The sequence below is a fragment of the Streptomyces sp. NBC_00440 genome, from assembly GCF_036014215.1.
In the GTDB taxonomy this organism is placed as follows: Bacteria; Actinomycetota; Actinomycetes; order Streptomycetales; family Streptomycetaceae; genus Streptomyces.
In genome coordinates this window covers 845,016-863,109 of the sequence record NZ_CP107921.1, presented here as the reverse complement: position 1 = coordinate 863,109, position 18,094 = coordinate 845,016, and the positions used below count along the sequence as shown (strand labels likewise).

Annotated in this window: 19 protein-coding genes and 1 pseudogene; 10 read left to right on the top strand and 10 right to left on the bottom strand. The window is 70.3% G+C overall.

The genetic code is table 11. From position 1 onward, the window contains the following. Positions 1-338: 338 nt before the first annotated feature. Positions 339-1,022: pseudogene (locus tag OHB13_RS03900) on the top strand (GTP-binding protein); the annotation flags it as partial. 189 nt (positions 1,023-1,211) lie between these two features. After that, positions 1,212-2,345: a hypothetical protein gene (locus OHB13_RS03895; RefSeq protein WP_328375650.1), complete on the top strand. Its 1,134-nt coding sequence runs from the start codon at positions 1,212-1,214 to the stop codon at positions 2,343-2,345. Here the strand turns inward: OHB13_RS03895 and OHB13_RS03890 are convergent. Both OHB13_RS03890 and OHB13_RS03885 read right to left on the bottom strand, forming a co-directional pair. Continuing rightward, the gene (locus OHB13_RS03890) at positions 2,317-2,994 is read right to left on the bottom strand and encodes a hypothetical protein (protein WP_328375648.1); all 678 of its coding nucleotides are present in this window, start codon (positions 2,992-2,994) and stop codon (positions 2,317-2,319) included. The genes OHB13_RS03895 and OHB13_RS03890 overlap by 29 nt on opposite strands. Positions 2,995-3,204: 210 nt before the next feature. Then, positions 3,205-3,813: an SMI1/KNR4 family protein gene (locus OHB13_RS03885; protein WP_328375646.1), complete on the bottom strand. Its 609-nt coding sequence runs from the start codon at positions 3,811-3,813 to the stop codon at positions 3,205-3,207. A gap of 84 nt (positions 3,814-3,897) precedes the next feature. Between OHB13_RS03885 and OHB13_RS03880 the strand changes: the two genes are divergently transcribed. Then, positions 3,898-4,743, top strand: a complete 846-nt coding sequence (locus OHB13_RS03880) for a spermidine synthase (protein ID WP_328375644.1) — start codon at positions 3,898-3,900, stop codon at positions 4,741-4,743. On the opposite strand, the gene OHB13_RS03875 is transcribed toward OHB13_RS03880, so the two are convergent. After that, entirely contained in the window at positions 4,705-6,078 is a 1,374-nt protein-coding gene (locus OHB13_RS03875) for an MFS transporter (RefSeq protein ID WP_328375642.1), read from the bottom strand. The genes OHB13_RS03880 and OHB13_RS03875 overlap by 39 nt on opposite strands. Positions 6,079-6,202: 124 nt before the next feature. Next, complete coding sequence (locus OHB13_RS03870; protein ID WP_328375640.1) at positions 6,203-7,252, bottom strand: hypothetical protein; 1,050 nt, start codon at positions 7,250-7,252, stop codon at positions 6,203-6,205. Between the two features lie 110 nt (positions 7,253-7,362). Between OHB13_RS03870 and OHB13_RS03865 the strand changes: the two genes are divergently transcribed. Then, entirely contained in the window at positions 7,363-7,800 is a 438-nt protein-coding gene (locus OHB13_RS03865) for a DUF4442 domain-containing protein (RefSeq protein WP_266861256.1), read from the top strand. 230 nt (positions 7,801-8,030) lie between these two features. Continuing rightward, complete coding sequence (locus OHB13_RS03860) at positions 8,031-8,684, top strand: DedA family protein (RefSeq protein ID WP_266859301.1); 654 nt, start codon at positions 8,031-8,033, stop codon at positions 8,682-8,684. A 97-nt stretch (positions 8,685-8,781) separates the two neighbouring features. Here OHB13_RS03860 and OHB13_RS03855 read toward each other — a convergent pair whose 3' ends face one another. The 3 genes from OHB13_RS03855 to OHB13_RS03845 all read right to left on the bottom strand — a co-directional run bounded on the left by OHB13_RS03855 (position 8,782) and on the right by OHB13_RS03845 (position 10,248). Then, on the bottom strand, positions 8,782-9,132 hold the full coding sequence (locus tag OHB13_RS03855; protein ID WP_266859303.1) for a DUF190 domain-containing protein: 351 nt from the start codon (positions 9,130-9,132) through the stop codon (positions 8,782-8,784). After that, positions 9,129-9,626, bottom strand: coding sequence for a fluoride efflux transporter FluC (locus OHB13_RS03850; RefSeq protein ID WP_266859304.1), 498 nt, complete (start codon positions 9,624-9,626; stop codon positions 9,129-9,131). Before OHB13_RS03850 ends, OHB13_RS03855 begins: the two co-directional genes overlap by 4 nt. Positions 9,627-9,723: 97 nt before the next feature. After that, positions 9,724-10,248 (bottom strand): gamma carbonic anhydrase family protein, encoded by a 525-nt coding sequence (locus OHB13_RS03845; protein ID WP_266859306.1) that lies wholly within the window; start codon positions 10,246-10,248, stop codon positions 9,724-9,726. A 149-nt stretch (positions 10,249-10,397) separates the two neighbouring features. On the opposite strand from OHB13_RS03845, the gene OHB13_RS03840 reads away from it, so the two are divergent. Next, the gene (locus OHB13_RS03840; RefSeq protein WP_401603776.1) at positions 10,398-11,120 is read left to right on the top strand and encodes an acyltransferase; all 723 of its coding nucleotides are present in this window, start codon (positions 10,398-10,400) and stop codon (positions 11,118-11,120) included. A 108-nt stretch (positions 11,121-11,228) separates the two neighbouring features. Here the strand turns inward: OHB13_RS03840 and OHB13_RS03835 are convergent, their stop codons facing one another. After that, positions 11,229-12,095 (bottom strand): DMT family transporter, encoded by an 867-nt coding sequence (locus OHB13_RS03835; RefSeq protein ID WP_328375636.1) that lies wholly within the window; start codon positions 12,093-12,095, stop codon positions 11,229-11,231. Positions 12,096-12,187: 92 nt separating this feature from the next. Here OHB13_RS03835 and OHB13_RS03830 point away from each other — a divergent pair, with 92 nt between their 5' ends. Both OHB13_RS03830 and OHB13_RS03825 read left to right on the top strand, forming a co-directional pair. After that, positions 12,188-12,772 carry a helix-turn-helix domain-containing protein gene (locus OHB13_RS03830; RefSeq protein ID WP_328375634.1) on the top strand — a complete coding sequence of 195 codons (585 nt, stop codon included), beginning with the start codon at positions 12,188-12,190 and terminating at the stop codon, positions 12,770-12,772. Positions 12,773-12,909: 137 nt separating this feature from the next. Then, a complete protein-coding gene (locus OHB13_RS03825) occupies positions 12,910-13,464 on the top strand; it encodes a YbaK/EbsC family protein (protein ID WP_328375632.1) in 555 nt (184 codons plus the stop codon). 37 nt (positions 13,465-13,501) lie between these two features. On the opposite strand, the gene OHB13_RS03820 is transcribed toward OHB13_RS03825, so the two are convergent. Then, complete coding sequence (locus OHB13_RS03820; RefSeq protein ID WP_328375630.1) at positions 13,502-13,909, bottom strand: CoA-binding protein; 408 nt, start codon at positions 13,907-13,909, stop codon at positions 13,502-13,504. Positions 13,910-13,967: 58 nt separating this feature from the next. Between OHB13_RS03820 and OHB13_RS03815 the strand changes: the two genes are divergently transcribed. Together OHB13_RS03815 and OHB13_RS03810 are read left to right on the top strand one after the other, a co-directional pair. Then, complete coding sequence (locus OHB13_RS03815) at positions 13,968-14,594, top strand: YigZ family protein (RefSeq protein WP_328375628.1); 627 nt, start codon at positions 13,968-13,970, stop codon at positions 14,592-14,594. A 183-nt stretch (positions 14,595-14,777) separates the two neighbouring features. Continuing rightward, on the top strand, positions 14,778-16,004 hold the full coding sequence (locus OHB13_RS03810; RefSeq protein WP_328375626.1) for an IS701 family transposase: 1,227 nt from the start codon (positions 14,778-14,780) through the stop codon (positions 16,002-16,004). Here OHB13_RS03810 and OHB13_RS03805 read toward each other — a convergent pair. Beyond that, positions 15,958-17,976 carry a helix-turn-helix domain-containing protein gene (locus OHB13_RS03805; protein WP_328375624.1) on the bottom strand — a complete coding sequence of 673 codons (2,019 nt, stop codon included), beginning with the start codon at positions 17,974-17,976 and terminating at the stop codon, positions 15,958-15,960. The genes OHB13_RS03810 and OHB13_RS03805 overlap by 47 nt on opposite strands. Positions 17,977-18,094 lie beyond the last annotated feature (118 nt).

Below are 18,094 nucleotides of genomic sequence, written 5' to 3'. Positions count from 1 at the left end.
CGCGGCTCAGCACGGGCCGTCAAGGATTCCCGGACGAGCGGGAAAACCGGTCGACGTACCGACGACGCCGGGGGGAGGATCAGGGCATGTTCCGGTACGCCTTCCTCGCAGCGCCGTCCGCAGTCGCGGACGCGCCGAAGGCTGCCGGTCTCCCCGATTCCGCCGCACCTGCCGCAACGGCCGTGCACCGTGCGGCCGTTGCCGCAGCGCCCCTCGGCGGCGCCCGAAGCTGACCCTTCCCGGATTGTCCGGCGGACCCCGCAGGGGGAGGGTCGGCCGGATCCGGGGGTCCCGCCACACTTCGGTATTTCCCGAATTTCGCGAGGAAGAAAAAGGCCATGCCCAAGACGGCATACGTGCGTACCGAGCCCCGCCTCAACATCGGCACCATGGGCCACGTCGACCACGGCAAGATCACCCTGACCGCTGCCATCACCAAGGTGCTCAGCGACCGCGCGGACAGCAGTACCTCCTTCGTCTCCTCCGACCGGATCGACCGGGCGCCGGAGGAGGCGCAGCGCGGCATCACCATCAACATCACGCAGGTGGAGTACGAGACCGACACCCGGCACTGCGCCCACGTCGGCACGCCGGGACACGCGGACTACGTCAAGAACATGGTCACCGGCGCCGCCCAGCTCGACGGGGCGATCCTCGTCGTCTCCGCACTCGACGGGGTCATGCCGCAGACCGCTGAGCACGTCCTGCTGGCCCGTCAGGTCGGCGTCGACCACATCGTCGTCGCCCTCGACAAGGCGGACGCGGGGGACGAGGACCTGACCGACCTGGTCGAGCTGGAGGTCCGTGAACTGCTCTCCGCCCATGGATACGGCGGGGACGCGGCCCCGGTCGTACGGGTGTCGGGGCTGAAGGCGCTGGAGGGCGACCCGCGCTGGACGGCCTCGGTCGAGGCGCTGCTCGACTCGGTGGACACCTATGTGCCGATGCCCGAGCGGTACACCGACGCGCCGTTCCTGCTCCCGGTGGGGAACGTACTCACCATCACCGGGGTGGGGGATGTAGGCGGTTTCACGTTTCGAATGGAGTGCGGTGGGTGTGTTGAGGGGCTACGCGCGGCCGGGGTGGAGAACTGGCCGTTCCATCGCTCATGACGGTCCTGCACAGAGGGGGCGCTCTTGTCAGAGTCATCGGACCCTTGCACTCTGTAATACGTCGAGGTGTAACTCGATCCGTGCCGGGGGGAGCAGCGGATGACGGGGTACGAGAACGGCGACTTATCCGGGCGGAGGCGGTCCGCACGGCAGGCCCTGGGGGACAAGGTCCTGCTTCACACGCGCACCGCGGAGCCGCCGGCGGACGATGGGGCCGGCTTCGGCGGGATCATCCTGTGCGGCACCAAAGCCCTCGCGGAGACCAAAGACGCGCAGCGCCATCTCGCCGATGAACCGCTCCTGCTCGACCCGGCCCTGTACGAACAGCACACGGCCGGCGCCCACGAGTCCTTCCTTCAGACCCGGCCACGCTTCGCACCGCCGGGTCTTTACCCCGAGCCGGCCACCTCGATGTACCCAGGGTCCGAACAGCTCGACGCCGGCGCGACCGCCGTCCTCACACCCACCCGGTACTTCGAAGCAGGGGACACTGCGGCCGTGGCGGAAGCCACCCGCCGTATGAAGCAACTCGACCCGGACACCGTCATCTTCACCGTCCCGCTCGACGCACGGTGGCTGCGGAGCGACGACATGGTCGGCTTCCTGATCCGCACCCTCAACCGAGTGCCACACCTCAAAGCCATCGCGCTGGGATCTGTCGACGAGCCGCTTCCGGACCGGGACACCGCACTGCGCCTGCGTGCACTCATGTCTCGCATCAACAGCACTGGCCTCATCCGGACCGGCCTCTCCGGACTCGACGCCCTCGCTCACGGCGCGACCTTCGTTTCCATCGGAGTCCAGCCGGCCTGCCGCACCTTCCGGCCACCCGGAGCTGCCGGGACGCCCGGCGCCAATCCCTCCGGAACGCGCCGGGCCCGCGTCCTGCACCCCGCCCTCATGGAGTACTTCCATGGAGACCGGCTCGCCCATTTCTACGGATTCTCCGACGCACCCGAGTGCCACTGCGACGCCTGCAACGGCCTCAGCCTCGCCCGCTTCAGCGATGACGCGGAAGACGTCCAGGCCGCAGACGAGCACAACGTCGCCACCTGGCTGCCATGGGCGCAAGAACTGCAGAGAACTCCAGCAGGTCCTCAACGCCGAAGGCTGTGGCAGAAGCGCTGCTGGAAAGCCATCGATGGCAGGGGAGAAATAGTGCGCCGATGGAGGCTCGCCAGGGCCCCTGAACCCCCTGCCGCCCTTATGCAGTGGGCGGTCGCAGAGGACTGACTTCCCCGGGCCCCCCGACCCGGCCCGACACCTGCTCATAGGCATGCTCGGTGAACCGCCACCCGGCGGCCGTGCCGGCCACGTCCGCCAGCGGCTGCACAGGAACCAGCACCTGCGGCTCACCGGCACCCTGCCAGTGCACGACCCCCGTGCTGAAGTGTGCCGCCTCCTCCAGCAACTGCTCCGATCCTGCCGGGAGGCAGTCCAGCCAGATGGCCTGTGGCGCGTACGCGCCGAACGGCATCACATGCAGAGCCTCCAAGCTCGCAGTTTCGCTGCGCACCACGGCCAGATCCACCCACAGTGGCAGTGTCGCCGCCCGCTCCACCATGTCCGCCCGCTGCTCCACCGCTCCCGCCGGCCACCCCTTGGACAGCCGACGCCGGTCCCTGCCCTCCAGCATGGCCAACGGCACCGGTCTGCCAACGGGCAGCTTCAACAGGGTGTCCAGCAGCCAGAGATCATTGAGGGGCTCGGCGTTCGATGCAGCTCGTCGGCGGTGTTCCGCCTCGTCGAGCCGGTACACCAGCACCACCCTCACACCCCACAACGCCACCTCGGAGACTCGGGCACCCGACGGAAGCTTTCCGCCCAACACGGCCTCAACCACCCGCCATGCGCGCTCATCAGCCGACGCGAACTCGGACATGACCCACAACCTCATCCTTCTCGACGACCTCAAGCACCCAACCACGTCAACAACGGACGCCGGAACTTTTCACGGGTATCGGCCACCTGCTGCGCCGAGACGGCGTACAACACCACACGATCAACGATCAACGATCGACGCGAGTGCCTGGGGCTGTCAGAGGCGGATGCAGGGCTGAACACCGGGGCGCCGTGCCGGAAAGAGGGCAGGTCAGGGGTGTAGCGCTGCCCAACCGGGGAAGCGCAGCGCGGGTTTGTCGACCGGGTCGGCCCAGATCAGTGCGCCGTCTGCAAGGCCGGGCACTGTGCCGCCCTGCCCCGGGCGGGGCTTCAGCCGGCCAGTGCCCGGCTCCAGGGCTTCGATGACGTCTCCGAGCAACTCGGCCAGGGCCGTTCCGCCCGGTGTCTGCGGCTCGTCCTCCATGGACCAGGCGCCGAGCCGGCCACCGTCACAGTTGATGGTGGCCCCCATCCACGGTTCGTTCACCTCGTTCGTGGTGATCGGAAGCCACAGATGGCCCCAGCCATCGAAGGAATCGGCCAGATCATCACGCAGTTCCAAGGCGGTGTCGATCGGCATCAGCGCATACCCGTCGAGGAACGCGCCCGCACCGGTATCGATGTCATCGGCGACTCCGTCAGTCAGCCCCCACAGCGTCCGCAGATCCGGGTGTATGGGGAAACCCAGATGCTGCTCGGCCCGTGTGATCTGCTCCTTCGGGACACCCGGCCGCAGGGTCTCGGCAGACTTCGGTGCCTGTTCTCCAAGCCACCGCACGATCCAGACCCACGCCTCTTCCACATTTCGTTGACTGCTCATCCCGCCAACCTATCGGCGGGCAGGGACGCATCCTCGGCAGCTCGGGCAGATCAAGCTCGGCGACACGGAGGGCACAATGGGACGGTGAACGAGGCGATACCGGTGATCCGGGACGTGGACCAGGGCACCGCGAGGCTGCTGCCCGACGTCGACCGGGAGCGGGCCTGGCTGCTCACCGTCGATGGCGCGCCCCAGTCGTATGTGGACCTGGACGATCCGGCGTATCTGGAGTTCGAGTACGCGCGCAGACTCGGCCACGTCGTGGACTGTGCGGCCGGCCCCGGAGAACCGCTCGATGTCGTGCACCTCGGCGGGGGCGCCCTCACACTGCCCCGCTACGTGGCGGCGCTCCGGCCGGGATCGCGGCAGGACGTGGTGGAGGCGGACCGGGGACTGGTCGCCCTGGTCGCCGGGGAGCTGCCGCTGCCGCACGGTTCGGGGATCACCGTGCATGCCATGGATGCGCGGGCCTGGCTGGAGGGCAGACCCGCGGCATCGGCCGACGTACTGATCGCCGATGTCTTCGGCGGCTCCCGGGTGCCCGCGCACCTCACATCCGTCGAGTACGCACGGTCGGCCGCCCGGGTGCTGCGCGACGGCGGGGTCTACGCGGCGAACCTCGCGGACGGCGCCCCTTTCGGCTTCCTGCGCACCCAACTCGCCGCATTCTCCGAGGTGTTCGCAGAGATCGCGCTCATCGCCGAGCCGTCGGTGCTGCGCGGCCGGCGCTTCGGCAACGCGGTAATCGTCGCCTCGCAGACCGAGCTGGACACCGCGGCGCTGAGCCGCCGTACGGCCTCGGACGCCTTCCCCGCGCGGGTCGAGCACGGTGCGTCGCTGGCCCGGTTCACCGGTGGCGCCCGGCCGGTCACGGACGCGGAAGCGGTCGCCTCACCCAAGCCGCCCGACGGAGCTTTCAGTATCGGCTGACGGCGCGGCGCCGGGGACGCGCTCCGGGGCGAGGACGTCAGCAGCGGTGTCCGCCGTGGCCGTACCCGAAGCCGCGAGGTCAGCGGCTGTCCGGTCCGCAGCCGTGCGGCGCGTCAGATTCCGTACGTCGGGCACACACAGCACCGCTGCTGTCAGCAGGGCCACCAGCCCCGCGCACCCCCACAGCGAGGCTGTCCGTCCGAACGCCTGCTCCGCGGGGCCCGCCAGGGCCGTGGCCAGCGGGAGCATCGCGAGCGAGCCGAGCCAGTCGTAGGCGGAGACCCGGGAGAACTTGTCCTCGGGGATCTCCTGGTGCAGCGCCGTCATCCAGGAGACGCCGAACGTCTCGACCAGTACGCCGCTGAAGAACATCACGCACACCAGAGCGGCGAACGGGACGGGCACCGCGAGCGCCGCCGACGGCAGCGCCAGCGGGAAGACACACAGCGTTCCGGTCAGCAGCAGCCGGCGTGGTTTCCAGCGCGTCATGATCAGTGCCCCGCCGACCGTGCCCGCGCCGAAGGCGGCGAGCGACAGCCCCCAGGGGCCCGCGCCGCCCAGCGAATCCCGCGCGACCAGTGGCCCGTACACCGCCTCCGCGGCGCCGATGACGGCGTTGACCACGGCGAACTGCAGGATGATGCTCCACAGCCAGGGCCGCCCGATGACCTCGCGCCAGCCCTCCCGCAGATCGGCGAGCATCCCGCCGCCCGGTGGGCGCGGAACGATATGGCTGACGTCGAGGAAGGCCCGGAGCGAACCGGCGACGGCGAAGGCCGCCGCATCGACGGCGAGCACCCAGCCCGGTCCGATGGCGGCGATCAGCGCGCCGCCCAGCGCGGCGCCGCCGATTCCCGCGCCCTGCATGGCCATCCGGTAGAACGCGAAGGCCCGGCCGGCCTCTTCTCCCCGGACGGTGGACAGCAACATGCCCTCGGACGCGGGCGAGAAGAACGCCTGGCCCGTACCGCACAGCGCGGTGAGCACCATCATCTGCCAGAGCGGCGGGTGGCCGGTCAGGACCAGGATGGCGAAGGCGGCCTGGGACACGCAGTTCAGGCCGTTGGCCGCGACCATCACCCGGTGGCGCGGCAGCCGGTCGGCCAGCGCTCCGCCGATCAGCAGGAAGAGGACCAGCGGCAGTGTGCGGGCCGCCGCGAGCAGGCCCACGTCGCTGCTGTCGCCACCCGCGTCCAGCACCGCGAACGCCGAGGCGATCAGGGCTCCGTTGCTGCCCAGACTCGTCACCACGGCGGCCGCCGTGAGCAGGGTGTAGTTGCGCCCGGCCCACGCGGGGCGGCGGGAGTGCGGAGGGGCGGCGGCAGGAGACGTCACTCTGGGACTATCGCTGCCGTCGCCCCTCCATGCCAAACGCCTGGGCGATGCCGATCCATTCGAAAACCGGGCGCAATCAGGCGGATTGGGTCAGATCGGGTCGGATTCCGTCAAGAACCGAGCCTCAGTCGTCGCTCGCGCCCGTGGGCTTGCCCGCCAGTCGCACCGTGCTGAGGATCTTGTCGACCGTCGACTGGGGGATCGCCCCGGGGACGCCGGTGCTGTTGTAGAGGGAGAACGCCACGAAGTCGCCCGCGGAGTTCTTGAATCCGAAGGTGATGGCCTGGCCGTCGGTGGTGCACTTGGACTTCTTCGGCACGTTGGTCGCCCAGGCGCGGGCAAGACTGCCGGTGACCCCGGACTTGGTCGTGTACGGCTTCGCCTTGGAGGTCTTCACCAGCTTCTTGTTCGGCTGGGTGTACGCGCCGTAGACCCACCAGGGCACCTGCTTCTCGGCGACATCCTGGGTGCTCTTGGCGCCGTCGGCCCCCTTCGTCCCCGCGCCGCCGAGTCCGGTGTCCTCGGTGTAGCCGTCCTTGTCGGAGTCCTCCGTGCACCACTTGGACTTGTAGAACGCGGGCGCCGACTGGCCGATCAGGGTCTTGCCCTTGTCGTCCTCGAAGCCGCTGAAGGTGCCCGAGGACGCCACTTCCCACTGCGGCGGTACGTCGAAGGCGGTGCCCCACTTCGGGTTCACGACGACCTTCCACCCGGCGATGACCGGCTTGGGGCCCTCGCCCCCGGCCCGCGGGTTGGGAGCAGGTGCCGGGTTCTTCTGGTCCGTGGACGCGGACGCCGACGGGGACGGCGACTTCTTGTCGGCCTGGACCGTACCGCCCTTGTCGCCGTCGCCCTTGAACACGACCACGCCGGTGATCACCGCGGCGGCTACGACCGCCGTCGCGGAGATGATCGCGATGATCGTCGTCTTCTTCTTGTCCTCGGGCGAGCGGGGTGCGCCGGGCGGCGTTCCCACCGCGTACTGCGGAACCGTCGGCTGCTGGTACGGACTGGGCTGCTGGTAACCCTGAGGGGCTCCCTGCTGCGGAGGTCCTGGCTGAGGTTGTCCCTGCTGATAAGGGTTCGGCTGCTGGTACCCCGGCTGCTGATAGGGATTCGGATTCTGGTCCTGCGGGTTCTGCTCGCCCCCGGGCGGCTGCTGTCCTGGCCACATGGCGAGTAACCATAGAGGTGACAGGGGCACGTCGCTACGGCCGCCCCCGGCCCGGTATGGCCAAGCCGACCTACTCGCGGGTAACCTCCCGTTCCATGACCGCAGAACAGATGTCCGCAGGCGAGCTGCTCGCTGCCACCGTGCCCATGGCCAGGACCCTCCAACTCGACTTCATCGAGACGACGCCGGAGCGGGCCGTCGTCCGGCTGCCGGACCAGGCCGACTTCCACAACCACGTCGGCGGACCGCACGCGGGCGCGATGTTCACCCTCGCGGAGTCGGCGAGCGGTGCGATCGTCATCGCCGCGTTCGGCGAGCAGATGTCGCGTGCCGTGCCGCTCGCGGTGCGCGCCGAGATCGACTACAAGAAGCTCGCCATGGGTGACGTCACGGCTACCGCCACGCTGGGCCGCCCGGTGGCCGATGTGGTGGCGGAGCTGGACGCGGGGGAGCGCCCCGAGTTCCCGGTCCACATAGCGATCCGGCGTGCGGACGAGGCGGTCACCGGTGAGATGACGGTGGTCTGGACGCTGCGTCCGAACTCCTGATGCGTGACTGCTGACCGCTGACTCCTGAGTCATGACTTCAGGAGCCGGGCCCTGGTTCCCGGCTCCTGAACCCCGGCTCCTGGTGGACAAGGGCGCCTCCCGCGTGGGGGCGCCTTCTGCTGTCCGCCACCGCCGCCGGGCGAGCGGGTAGGCTTCCCCCAGGCGGCGCGGGGGGCGCGGGGGGCGCGCTTCCCGGCAGAGACGGGTACTTCGAAGGGCAGGGGCCGGCGGTGCACATCCAGGCGTGGCTGGAGACGATTCCGGCGGTAAGCATCTATCTGCTGGTCGCGGTGGTCATCGGGGTGGAGAGCCTCGGGATTCCGCTGCCGGGCGAGATCGTGCTGGTGAGCGCCGCCCTGCTGGCCTCGCAGCAGGGCCATATCGACCCGCTCGTACTGGGCATCTGCGCCTCGGCGGGCGCGATTGTCGGTGACTCGATCGGGTACGCCATCGGGCGCAAGGGCGGACGTCCGCTGATCGCCTGGCTCGGCCGCAGATTCCCCGGACACTTCAGCGGGGCCAACATCGCCATGGCGGAGCGGTCCTTCGAGAAGTGGGGCATGTGGGCGGTGTTCTTCGGCCGTTTCATCGCCCTGCTCCGGATCTTCGCCGGGCCGCTGGCCGGCGTACTGCACATGCCGTACTGGAAGTTCCTCACCGCCAACGCACTCGGCGGCATCCTGTGGGCCGGCGGCACGACCGTCGCCGTGTACTACGTGGGCATCGTCGCCGAGTCGTGGTTCAAGAACTTCTCGTACGCGGGCCTGGCCGTGGCCGCAGTGCTCGGCGTGGCCTCGATGCTCATCATCAAGAACCGGGCGAAGAAGGCGCACGCCAAGGCGCAGGCGGCTGCCGAGACGCCGGAATCCGTACCTGCCGACTGAACCCACCTGCCCGCGCCGCCCGCCCGCACGCCGTCATGTACGGCAGCGGCCCGGCATCCAGCGGCTCAGCGGCCCGATATCTCAGCGGCCCAGCGCCTCAGCGGTCCGGCTGCCGGTCCGGGAAATGGATGACCTCGCAGTCGTCGAGAGCCACCATGCCCTCGGTGATCAGCTCGTCCAGCTGGGGCAGGAACGCCCGGACCTTTTCGGCGGCGTCCACGATCACCACGGCCACCGGCAGATCCTCACTCAGCGACAGCAGCCGCTGGGTGTGGATCAGCGACGAGGCGCCGAAGCCCTCGATGCCGCGGAAGACACTCGCCCCTGCCAGACCGGCTCGGTGGGCCCGGTGCACGATCTCCGAGTACACCGGCTTGTGGTGCCAGAGGTCGGATTCCCCGACGAAGATGGTCGCCCGCAGGGCGGCCGTACCGCTGGGCACGGTCATGTCTGCCTCCACGCCACTGCGCGGCGTGACACCCACACCGCGCTCCACACCGCTGCGAGAGCCGCGAGCAGCGTCAGTCCGAGATATGCCAGGCCGGTACTGGCGTGGCCGCCGTGCACCAACCGCTGGATGTCCACCGCGTAGGTGGAGAACGTGGTGAATCCGCCGAGCACCCCGGTGCCGAAGAACGGGCGCACCAGCCGGTGCGCCGCCCACACATCGGTGATCACCACCATGAACACCCCGATCACGGCGCACCCCACGACGTTCACCAGCAGGGTCGTCCAGGGGAAACCGCCGGCCTCGGTGGGCCAGAGCAGTCCGGCGCCGTAACGGGCCGACGCTCCGGCGACGCCACCGAGGGACACCACGGCCAGAACCGGCCACGGGCCGAACAGCGGACCGTGGCGCCGTGCACGCCGTGCTGCGGGCAGCGGCGGCGTACCGCCCGGGCCCTGCCCGGGCGGCTGATCCACTGTGCGGTCCGCACCCATGGACTCCGTCTCCTGGTCGCAGGGCTCCGTGCACGGCACGGCTGCGCTTTCAGGCTAGCGTCGGGCTGCCCGGCCCCGCCATCCGGAGGCGGCGCGCTCAGCCCACGTCGCGGTGGCCCTTGGCCAGCTCCAGATACATCGCCGCGTTGAGCTTGATGCCCTCGCGCTCCTCGTCGGTCAGCTCGCGCTTGACCTTCGCCGGGACCCCCGCGACCAGTGAGCCCGGCGGGACCCGCATCCCCTGCGGGACGAGCGCCTGAGCGGCGATCAGCGAACCGGTACCGATATGTGCGCCGTTGAGGACCGTGGCGCCCATCCCGACGAGTACGTCGTCCTCGACCGTGCACCCGTGCAGCACCGCGTTGTGCCCCACGGACACCCGCTCGCCGACCGTGACCGGGAACCCCGGATCGACATGCACCGTGCAGTTGTCCTGGATGTTGCTGTCGGCGCCGACCACGATCGGCCCGCAGTCGGCCCGCAGCACCGTGTGGTACCAGACGCTGGAACCGGCGGCCAGCGTCACATCGCCGATGACGACGGACGTGGGCGCCGTGAACGACTGCGGGTCGACCACCGGCTCCCGGCCGCCGACACCGCTGATCAAGGACTGCTCCGCCACTGCTGTCTCCTTGCTTCCCGCATCGCTTCCCGCGTTACCGGGACCCGTATGGTGCGCGCCCGCGCCTTCCGGCACCGTAAGCGACGCTGGGTCGAAGATCACAGCCCGCCCCTCTGATCGCCGCCCGGCCCGCTGAGTACGGTGTGGGGGTGGCCCGGAACAGAAACACGTTCTCATCGCTGACATCCCGTGCGCTGCACGCCGGATGGCAGTGGATGCAGCGGGCGGGCGCGGTGACGGCGGAGCGGCCGGGGAAGCTGCGCTTCCGCCGGATCGGCACCGGAACGCGGCTCGCCTTCCCGCAGGGCGCCGTCTTCGGCGAACCCTGGATCGAGCTGGGCAACCACTGCATCATCGGTGAACAGGTCACGCTCACCGCCGGGATGATGCCCGATCTGGACCTCGGCCCCGATCCCATCCTGACGCTGGGCGACGGTGTCGTGCTCGGGCGCGGCAGCCATGTGATCGCCGATACCAGGGTCACCGTCGGATCGGACACCTACTGCGGCCCGTACGTCTACATCACGTCCACGAACCACAGTTACGACGATCCGCACGAGCCCGTCGGCAAGCAGTGGCCGCGGACCGCGCCTGTCGTGATCGGGCCGGGATGCTGGCTCGGGACCGGCGCGGTCATCCTGCCGGGCGCCCGGCTCGGCCGCAATGTCGTGGTCGCCGCGGGCGCGGTGGTACGCGGCGAGGTGCCCGACCATGCGGTGGTCGCCGGGGCGCCCGCGCGAATCGTACGGAGCTGGGACGCGGAGAACGGGTGGCAGCCCCCGCTGCGTACACCGGCCCCCGTGCCGATCCCGGAGGGCGTCACGCCGGAGCAGCTGCTCGCCCTCGGCAGCCTGGAACCCGACGCTTCCTGACCTGACTGCTCGCACTGCCCGACCGCTCGGGCTCCCGCACGTCGTCCCGCACTGCCCGACCGCCCGGGCTTGCCGCCGGTCTCTCCCGTCAGCCGTGGCCCTCGCCCGTCAGCCGGTCGCGAGCAGTACCGTCCCCACCAGCGCGAGCCCCGCACCCGCGGCCTGTATCGCGCGCAGCCGCTCCTTGAGGAATCCGCGCGCGGCCAGCGCCGTGATCACCGGGTAGAGGGAGGCCAGGACCGCGGCGACGGTGACCGGCCCCGAGTGGGCGGCGAGCGAGTAGGTGCCGTTGGCCGTCACATCGGCGAGGCCGACGAAGGCGAGCGCCGGCAGCGACCGCAGGATCAGCCCCGCCCCGCCGCCCTCGGGCAGTGCCCGCGCCCCGCGTCGCACCGAGACGTACAGGGCCGTCCCGCCGACCGCCACATTGGCGACGCGCTGGACGAACAGCGCGAGGAAGAGACCGGTGACGGTGGTGGAGGCCTCGGAGATCAGGGACATCACCGTGCCGAAGCCCACCGCGGCGATCAGCGTCAGCGCGACCGCCTGCCGCTGTACCGGCGCTCCCCGCAGCTCGGGCCCGCCCGCGAGCACCACGCCTGCGACGGCCACGGCGATTCCGGCGAACTGCGGTACGCCGGGCCGTTCACCGAGTACCAGCCCGACGCCGACCGGGACGACGACACCGAGTGAGCCGAGCGGCGACACCACGCCCATCGGGCCGAGTGCGAGAGCCTTGTAGAAGCTGAGCATCGCCACCGGCCCCACCACACCGGCTGCCACGGCGAACCAGAGCTGCGGCCCGAATTCGCTCCAGCCGCCGGTGGCCACCACGATCGAGCCGAGCACCACCACGGCCACCGCCTGCGAGACGACGACCACCGTCAGCGCGGGTATCCGCCGGGTGAGGAGCCCGCCGCCGAAGTCGGCCAGCCCCCAGAGCAGGCTGGTGGCCAGGGCGAAGAGGGCAGTCATCGGGGCCTCGCAGTACAGTGCGGTGAATCGTTGGGTGCACCACACCGTAGTGCAAGATATTGAACCCTGTCATCCAGAATAATGGACGGAATGTGTCGGACTTCGACCAGCTCACCCAGTCGCTTGCCCGGAACCTCAAGCGCTGGCGCGGCGAGCGGGGCTTCACACTCGACGCGCTGGCGGCCCGGGCGGGTGTCAGCCGAGGCATGATCATCCAGATCGAGCAGGCCCGCACGAACCCCAGTGTCGGCACCACGGTGAAGCTCGCGGACGCCCTTGGCGTCAGCATCACCACGCTCCTCGACTACGAGCAGGGGCCGCAGGTCAGGATCGTCCCGGCCGAGCAGGCGGTCCGTATGTGGGGGACGGACGCGGGCAGCCACACGGTCCTGCTCGTCGGCAACGAGACGCGCGGGCCGCTGGAGATGTGGGCCTGGCGGCTGATGCCCGGCGACAGCAGCACATCGGACGCACACCCGCCGGGGACGGTGGAACTGCTCCATGTCACCGCCGGTGAACTCACGTTGGTCGCCGACGGGGTGGCGCACTCGGTACCGGCCGGGACCTCGGCGACGTTCGAGGCCAATGTGGGGCACGCCTACCGCAACGAGGGCACGGAGACGGTCGAGATGACGATGGCCGTGTCCATCCCGCCGGTCGGCCGGCAGCGCCCGTAATCCGCCCGTCCGTAGTCCGGCCGCCCGCAGTCCCCACCGGTGGCCCGAGCCTGCTGTTCCCGCTCGCCGTACCGGGCGGGACAGGCCTGCGGCAGCACCGAACCGGGGTACGGGCGGCGGCTGTTAGCGTGAGCCGTATGCGCGCTCCCATCGGAACCTTCGACGATGTCCGCCACGCCCAGGACTGCCTGGACCTGCTGACCGCACCGGTCGCCGACGCGGTGCGGCACTGGCAGGGAGACGTCCCCGCCCAGGACCTGATCTACGTGGACAGTGACCCGGAGATCGCCGACACCGCCGCCTTCGTGGCGCACTACGGGCCGGAACTGCTCGATGTCTCGGCGAACTGTGTCGTCGTCGCGGGCAAGCACGGCGGAGAGACCTCGCTCGCCGCCTGTCTGGTGCTGTCCCGTACCCGTCTCGACGTGAACGGCGCCGTCCGCAAGCAACTCGGCGCGCGCAAGGCGTCCTTCGCGCCCATGGACACCGCCACCGGCGAGACCGGCATGGAGTACGGCGGGGTCACCCCGGTCGGACTGCCCGCCGGCTGGCCGCTGCTCGTGGACTCCGCCGTCGTTGACCTGGAGTGGGTGCTCGTCGGCAGCGGCAGTCGCAGGGGCAAGCTGATCGTTCCCGGCAAGGCGTTCGCCGGGCTGCCGGGCGCGATCGTCATCGAGGGGCTTGGCGGCTGAGGCAGCCGGGACCGCTCCCGGTCCCGGCTCGGCCGGGTCAGCCCAGAGCAGGAATCTCTATGGCCGGGCAGCGGTCCATGACCATGTCACGCCCGGCCTCCCGCACCCGCCCGTACGCGGCCTCGTCGATCACGCCGAGCTGGAACCAGACCGCCTTGGCGCCGATGGTCACCGCCTCGTCGGCGACGGCACCCGCCAGGTCGCTGTTGACGAAGACATCGACGACATCGACGGGGAAAGGGATGTCGGAGAGCGATGCGTACCCCTGCTCGCCGTGGACCGTCTCCGCCTTGGGATGGACCGGCACGATGCGCTTGCCATAGCGCTGGAGCACCCCGGCCACGCCGAACGCCGACCGCCCTCTGTTGCTCGACAGTCCCACGATCGCCCAGGTGTCGCCGGTCGTGGTGAGGATCTTGCGGATGGTGTCCGTGTCTGCGTGCATGACTGGACAACGGCGTACCCGCCAGGACTGTTCCCGCAGGGCCGCATAGGCTGGTCCGATGCAGGAGCAGTACCGGACAGTCGCCCGCGAGGGTGTGCACGAGACCGAGGTCAACAGATCGCGCTTCATCTGCGCACTGGCCCCCGCCGCGACCGAGGAGGAGGCACAGGCCTTCCTCGCACGCATCCGCAGGGAGCACCCCGGCGCGTCCCACCACTGCTTCGCGTACGTCATCGGTGCCGACGCCTCCGTACAGAAAGCCGGCGACGACGGTGAGCCCGGCGGGACCGCCGGTGTGCCGATGCTCCAGATGCTGCTGCGACGCGAGGTCCGGTACGCCGTCGCCGTTGTCACCCGCTACTTCGGCGGGGTGAAGCTGGGGGCGGGCGGGCTGATCCGGGCCTACGGCGGAGCTGTCGGAGAGGCCCTCGACGAGCTGGGCACCATCGTCAGGCAGCGCTACCGGCTGGCCACGGTCACCGTCGACCACCAGCGCGCGGGCAAGCTGGAGAACGACCTGCGGGCCACCGGTCGCGTCGTGCGCGAGGTCCGCTACGCGGAGGCGGTGACGATCGACATCGCACTGCCGGACGCGGATGTCGGGAGCTTCCGGGCCTGGCTCGCCGACAGCACGGCCGGGGCCGCGTCGCTGGAACTCGGCAGCGAGGCGTACGGCGACATCTGAAACCCCGGCCACGTCCCGCCGGTGTCGTCCCCGTGTGCCGCCCCGCGACGGTGGCCAGGTCACCGGAGCGCGCCTCAGCAGTGTGTCCTGAATACCTATGAGCTACCAGGCAGTACCCCGCACCGTTGAGGAACGGCGTTCACACACGGTTGTCCCGTGCGGGAGACGAGATGAGGTAGATCAATGTCCGGTGTTGCCCTGTGCGCGCAAGACGTGCAGAGAGAGGCGTACGCATCCATCCACGCCGGAGCCCAGGAGGAAGTGCTCACCGAACTGTGCTCGGTGCTCTTCGCGTCCCTGCCGCGGCGGGACCAGCGCAGGCGGGGTGTGGAGTACGTACGCGGTCTCCTGGCAGCCGAGGGACGCAAATCGATCCGGAACATGGCCGCGCTGACCGGTGGGGCGACCACCGAACAGGGATTGCACCACTTCATCAGCAGTTCCACCTGGGACTGGGCGGAGGTCCGCGGGCAGCTCGCCCGGTATCTGGCGCGCGCCGCGCTCCCCAGTGCGTGGGTGGTACGACCGATGATCATTCCGAAGGCCGGTGAGCACTCCGTCGGTGTCGACCGGCGGTACTTCCCCGCCTTCGGCCAGGTACTCAACGCCCAGCAGGCTTTCGGGGTCTGGGCGGCGTCCGACCGGATGAGCAGTCCGGTCAACTGGCGGCTGCACCTGTCCGGTACGTGGCTCGACGACGGGCAACGCAGGGTCCGGGCTTCGATTCCCGAATCGCTGAGTCCGGAGGAGACGCTGGGCGAGTGCGCGATCGAAGTGTGCCGGGAACTGGTCGTGGAACACGGGCTGCCCCTACTCCCGGTGGTGCTGGACTCGCGCGAGACGGACGCCGCCACCACGGTGCGCCAACTGCGTGCCGCGGGACTGCCGTTCCTGATCAGGGTGAGTGGCACTCAGCTGCTGGCGGCAGCGGAGGCGACGGCGCAGGCCCGGCGCAGCGAGCTCCCCGCGTACCAGATCATGGGCGCGGCGAAGGAGTTGCGGCGTCAGGCCGTCTGGACCGACCACGGCCCGGCGGCGGCGTCCCGGACCAGTCTGGTGGCGGCCCTGCGCGTCGCGCTGCCCGCCCGCGCGTCCCGCTCAGCGGCTCCTGAGCGAGCCGGCGACCGGCGTGGTCTGTTGCTGCTCGGTGAGTGGAGGGACAGCGGGCGCTGGCCCACCGGGCTCTGGCTCACGGACCTGACCCATGTGCAGCCCGGCGCCCTGCTGCGGCTGAGCAAGCTGATCGCCCGGGTCGACCGCGACTGCGCCGAGATCGCCGATCATGTGGGGGTCCGGGACTACGCGGGCCGCTCCTTCGGAGGCTGGCACCGGCACATCACCCTGGCCTCGGCCGCCCACGCGATCACCGCCGTGGCCGGCGCGGCAGAACGGCAGTGCCGGGCTTCGTGACGTCGCGCGGGCGACGCCGCGGGGGGCGCCAGACGTCCGGGCCCGCGGGAACGGTGGCGGCGGACGACAGCCCGCCACCCCGCAGGGCATGGCGGATACGGGAGAGGCGAAGGGCGAGTTGTACCTCGAACGCCCGCTCCGGCTGCTGCCAGCCGGGACCCAGCAACTCGCCTATGCGCTCCAGCCGCCGGGTCACCGTATTGGGGTGCACATGCAGTCGCTCGGCTGCATACGTCGGGCTGGAGCCCGTCTCGAAGTACGCCTCCAGGGTGGGGACGAGCGCGGTGAGGCGCTGCCGGTCGTAGTCGGCGACCGGTCCTATCGTGGCGTCGATGAACGCGCCGACGTCATGACTGCCCGACAGGAGTACGCCGAGGCCGCCCAGTTCGCGTGGGGAGGCGGCACGGCCGACGGCTCCGAGAGAGATCATCGCGTCGAGGCAGCGCTTGGCCTCCTGGTGGGCACCGGTGACCGACAGGGCTTCGGCCACCGGTCCTGCCGCCGCCACCGTCACACGCTGGTCGAGCAGCGGGGACAGCTCGGTATGGACGGCCCGGGCGGTGGCTCCCGCTTCGTTGCCCGCGAGAAGGAGCACGACGGAGTCCTTGCGCATGCTCATGAGCCCGTTCACGCGCTGCGTGTACGAGAGCGCCCAGGCGCTCAACTCGCCCCCGAACGCCTTCTCGGGGCGGGCGATGACCACGATGTGCGGCTTGTCCAGGTCGACACCGCAGCGACGGGCGCGCGCCTCCAGGAGCGGGGGCGGGCCCCCGGCGAGCGCCAGCAGGTCGTCCAGGAGACTGTGCCGGACCCGGCCGTGGGCGCCGGCGCTCCGGCCTGCCTCCAGGAGCAGCGCGATGGCGGTGAACCGCGCGCCAAGCCCCAGTAACCGCTCGTCGAACGCGGTGAGCCGGTGCCCCGGGAACATGAGAAGGGTGCCGAGGTGCTCCTCGCCCGCGACGATCGGTGCGGCCCAGGAACCGTCGGCCATCGCGACGGGTTCACCGGCGGCCCGCGCCTGTGAAGTAGCCGGATCGGAGGCGGCAGGAGGGTCCGTGGTCTCACCGATGTCCGGCGGCTCACCGGCCGTGGCGAGGAAAGTGCCGTCCAGGGCGTGGACCCGCACAGCTCCGTCCAGCCGGCGGGCCAGCTCTGCGAGGAGGGGCTGCGGGCCTCCGCCGTTCAGTACCAGCCCGGTGAACAGGCCCTGCATCTCGCTCAGTTCGCGTTCCTGGCGCAGGGCGGGCCCCTCCAGCGCCGCGACCGTGGCCGCGTCGAGCAGGCGTGCTCGCTCGATGGCCGCGCCCGCGAGCTCTCCCAGGGAGCTCATGAGCGAGATTTCGTCGGCGCTGAAGTGACGCACGTTCCGGTCGGCGGCACAGAGGACGCCGACCGGCCGCGTGCCGTGACTCAGCGGCACCGCCACGATCGCGCGCAGCGCCTCGGCCCCGGCCATCTCGTCGAAGGCGGGGTGGTGGTGGAACCGCTTGTCGGCGGGGTAGTCGGGCGTCCAGAACGGGGCGGAGTTGAAGAGCACCTCCCCGATCGGCCCCGCGTTGGCCGGCAGCCGCAGGCCCACCGTGCCGGTCGATGTGTGACCGTCGGAGCTGCGGACGTGTACGAACCCCTGCTCCTCGGCAGGGAAGCAGACGAAGGCCAGGTCGAGGCCGAGCAGTAGTCGGGCCCGGCGCGTGACGACATTGAGGACGGCGTCCAGTTCCTGTGACATGGCGAGCTCACGTGCGGTGTCGACGAGGGCGGACAGTCCCATCTCCCGCTGCTGACGCCGGCCCGACTGTGCGTGGATCCGCAGAGCCAGCCCCCCGGCCCGCTTCAGCACATCCCGCTCCGCGTCGGCGACACCCCCCTCAAGGGCTTGCGCCACCAGTGCTTCCACCTGCTCCACCGGTGCTTCTTCGGCCAGTAACTCCAGCACGGCGAGCGCGCCGGACCCCACACTGATCTGCGACAAGATGCTCCCTTTGTCATGCTCTCGCAGCTGCGTTCCCCTTTGCGCAGCCCCTCGGAACCTACGCAGCCGACCTGACAGAGTCAACAGTTTGTTGAATGGCGGACGGTGGGGTGAACCG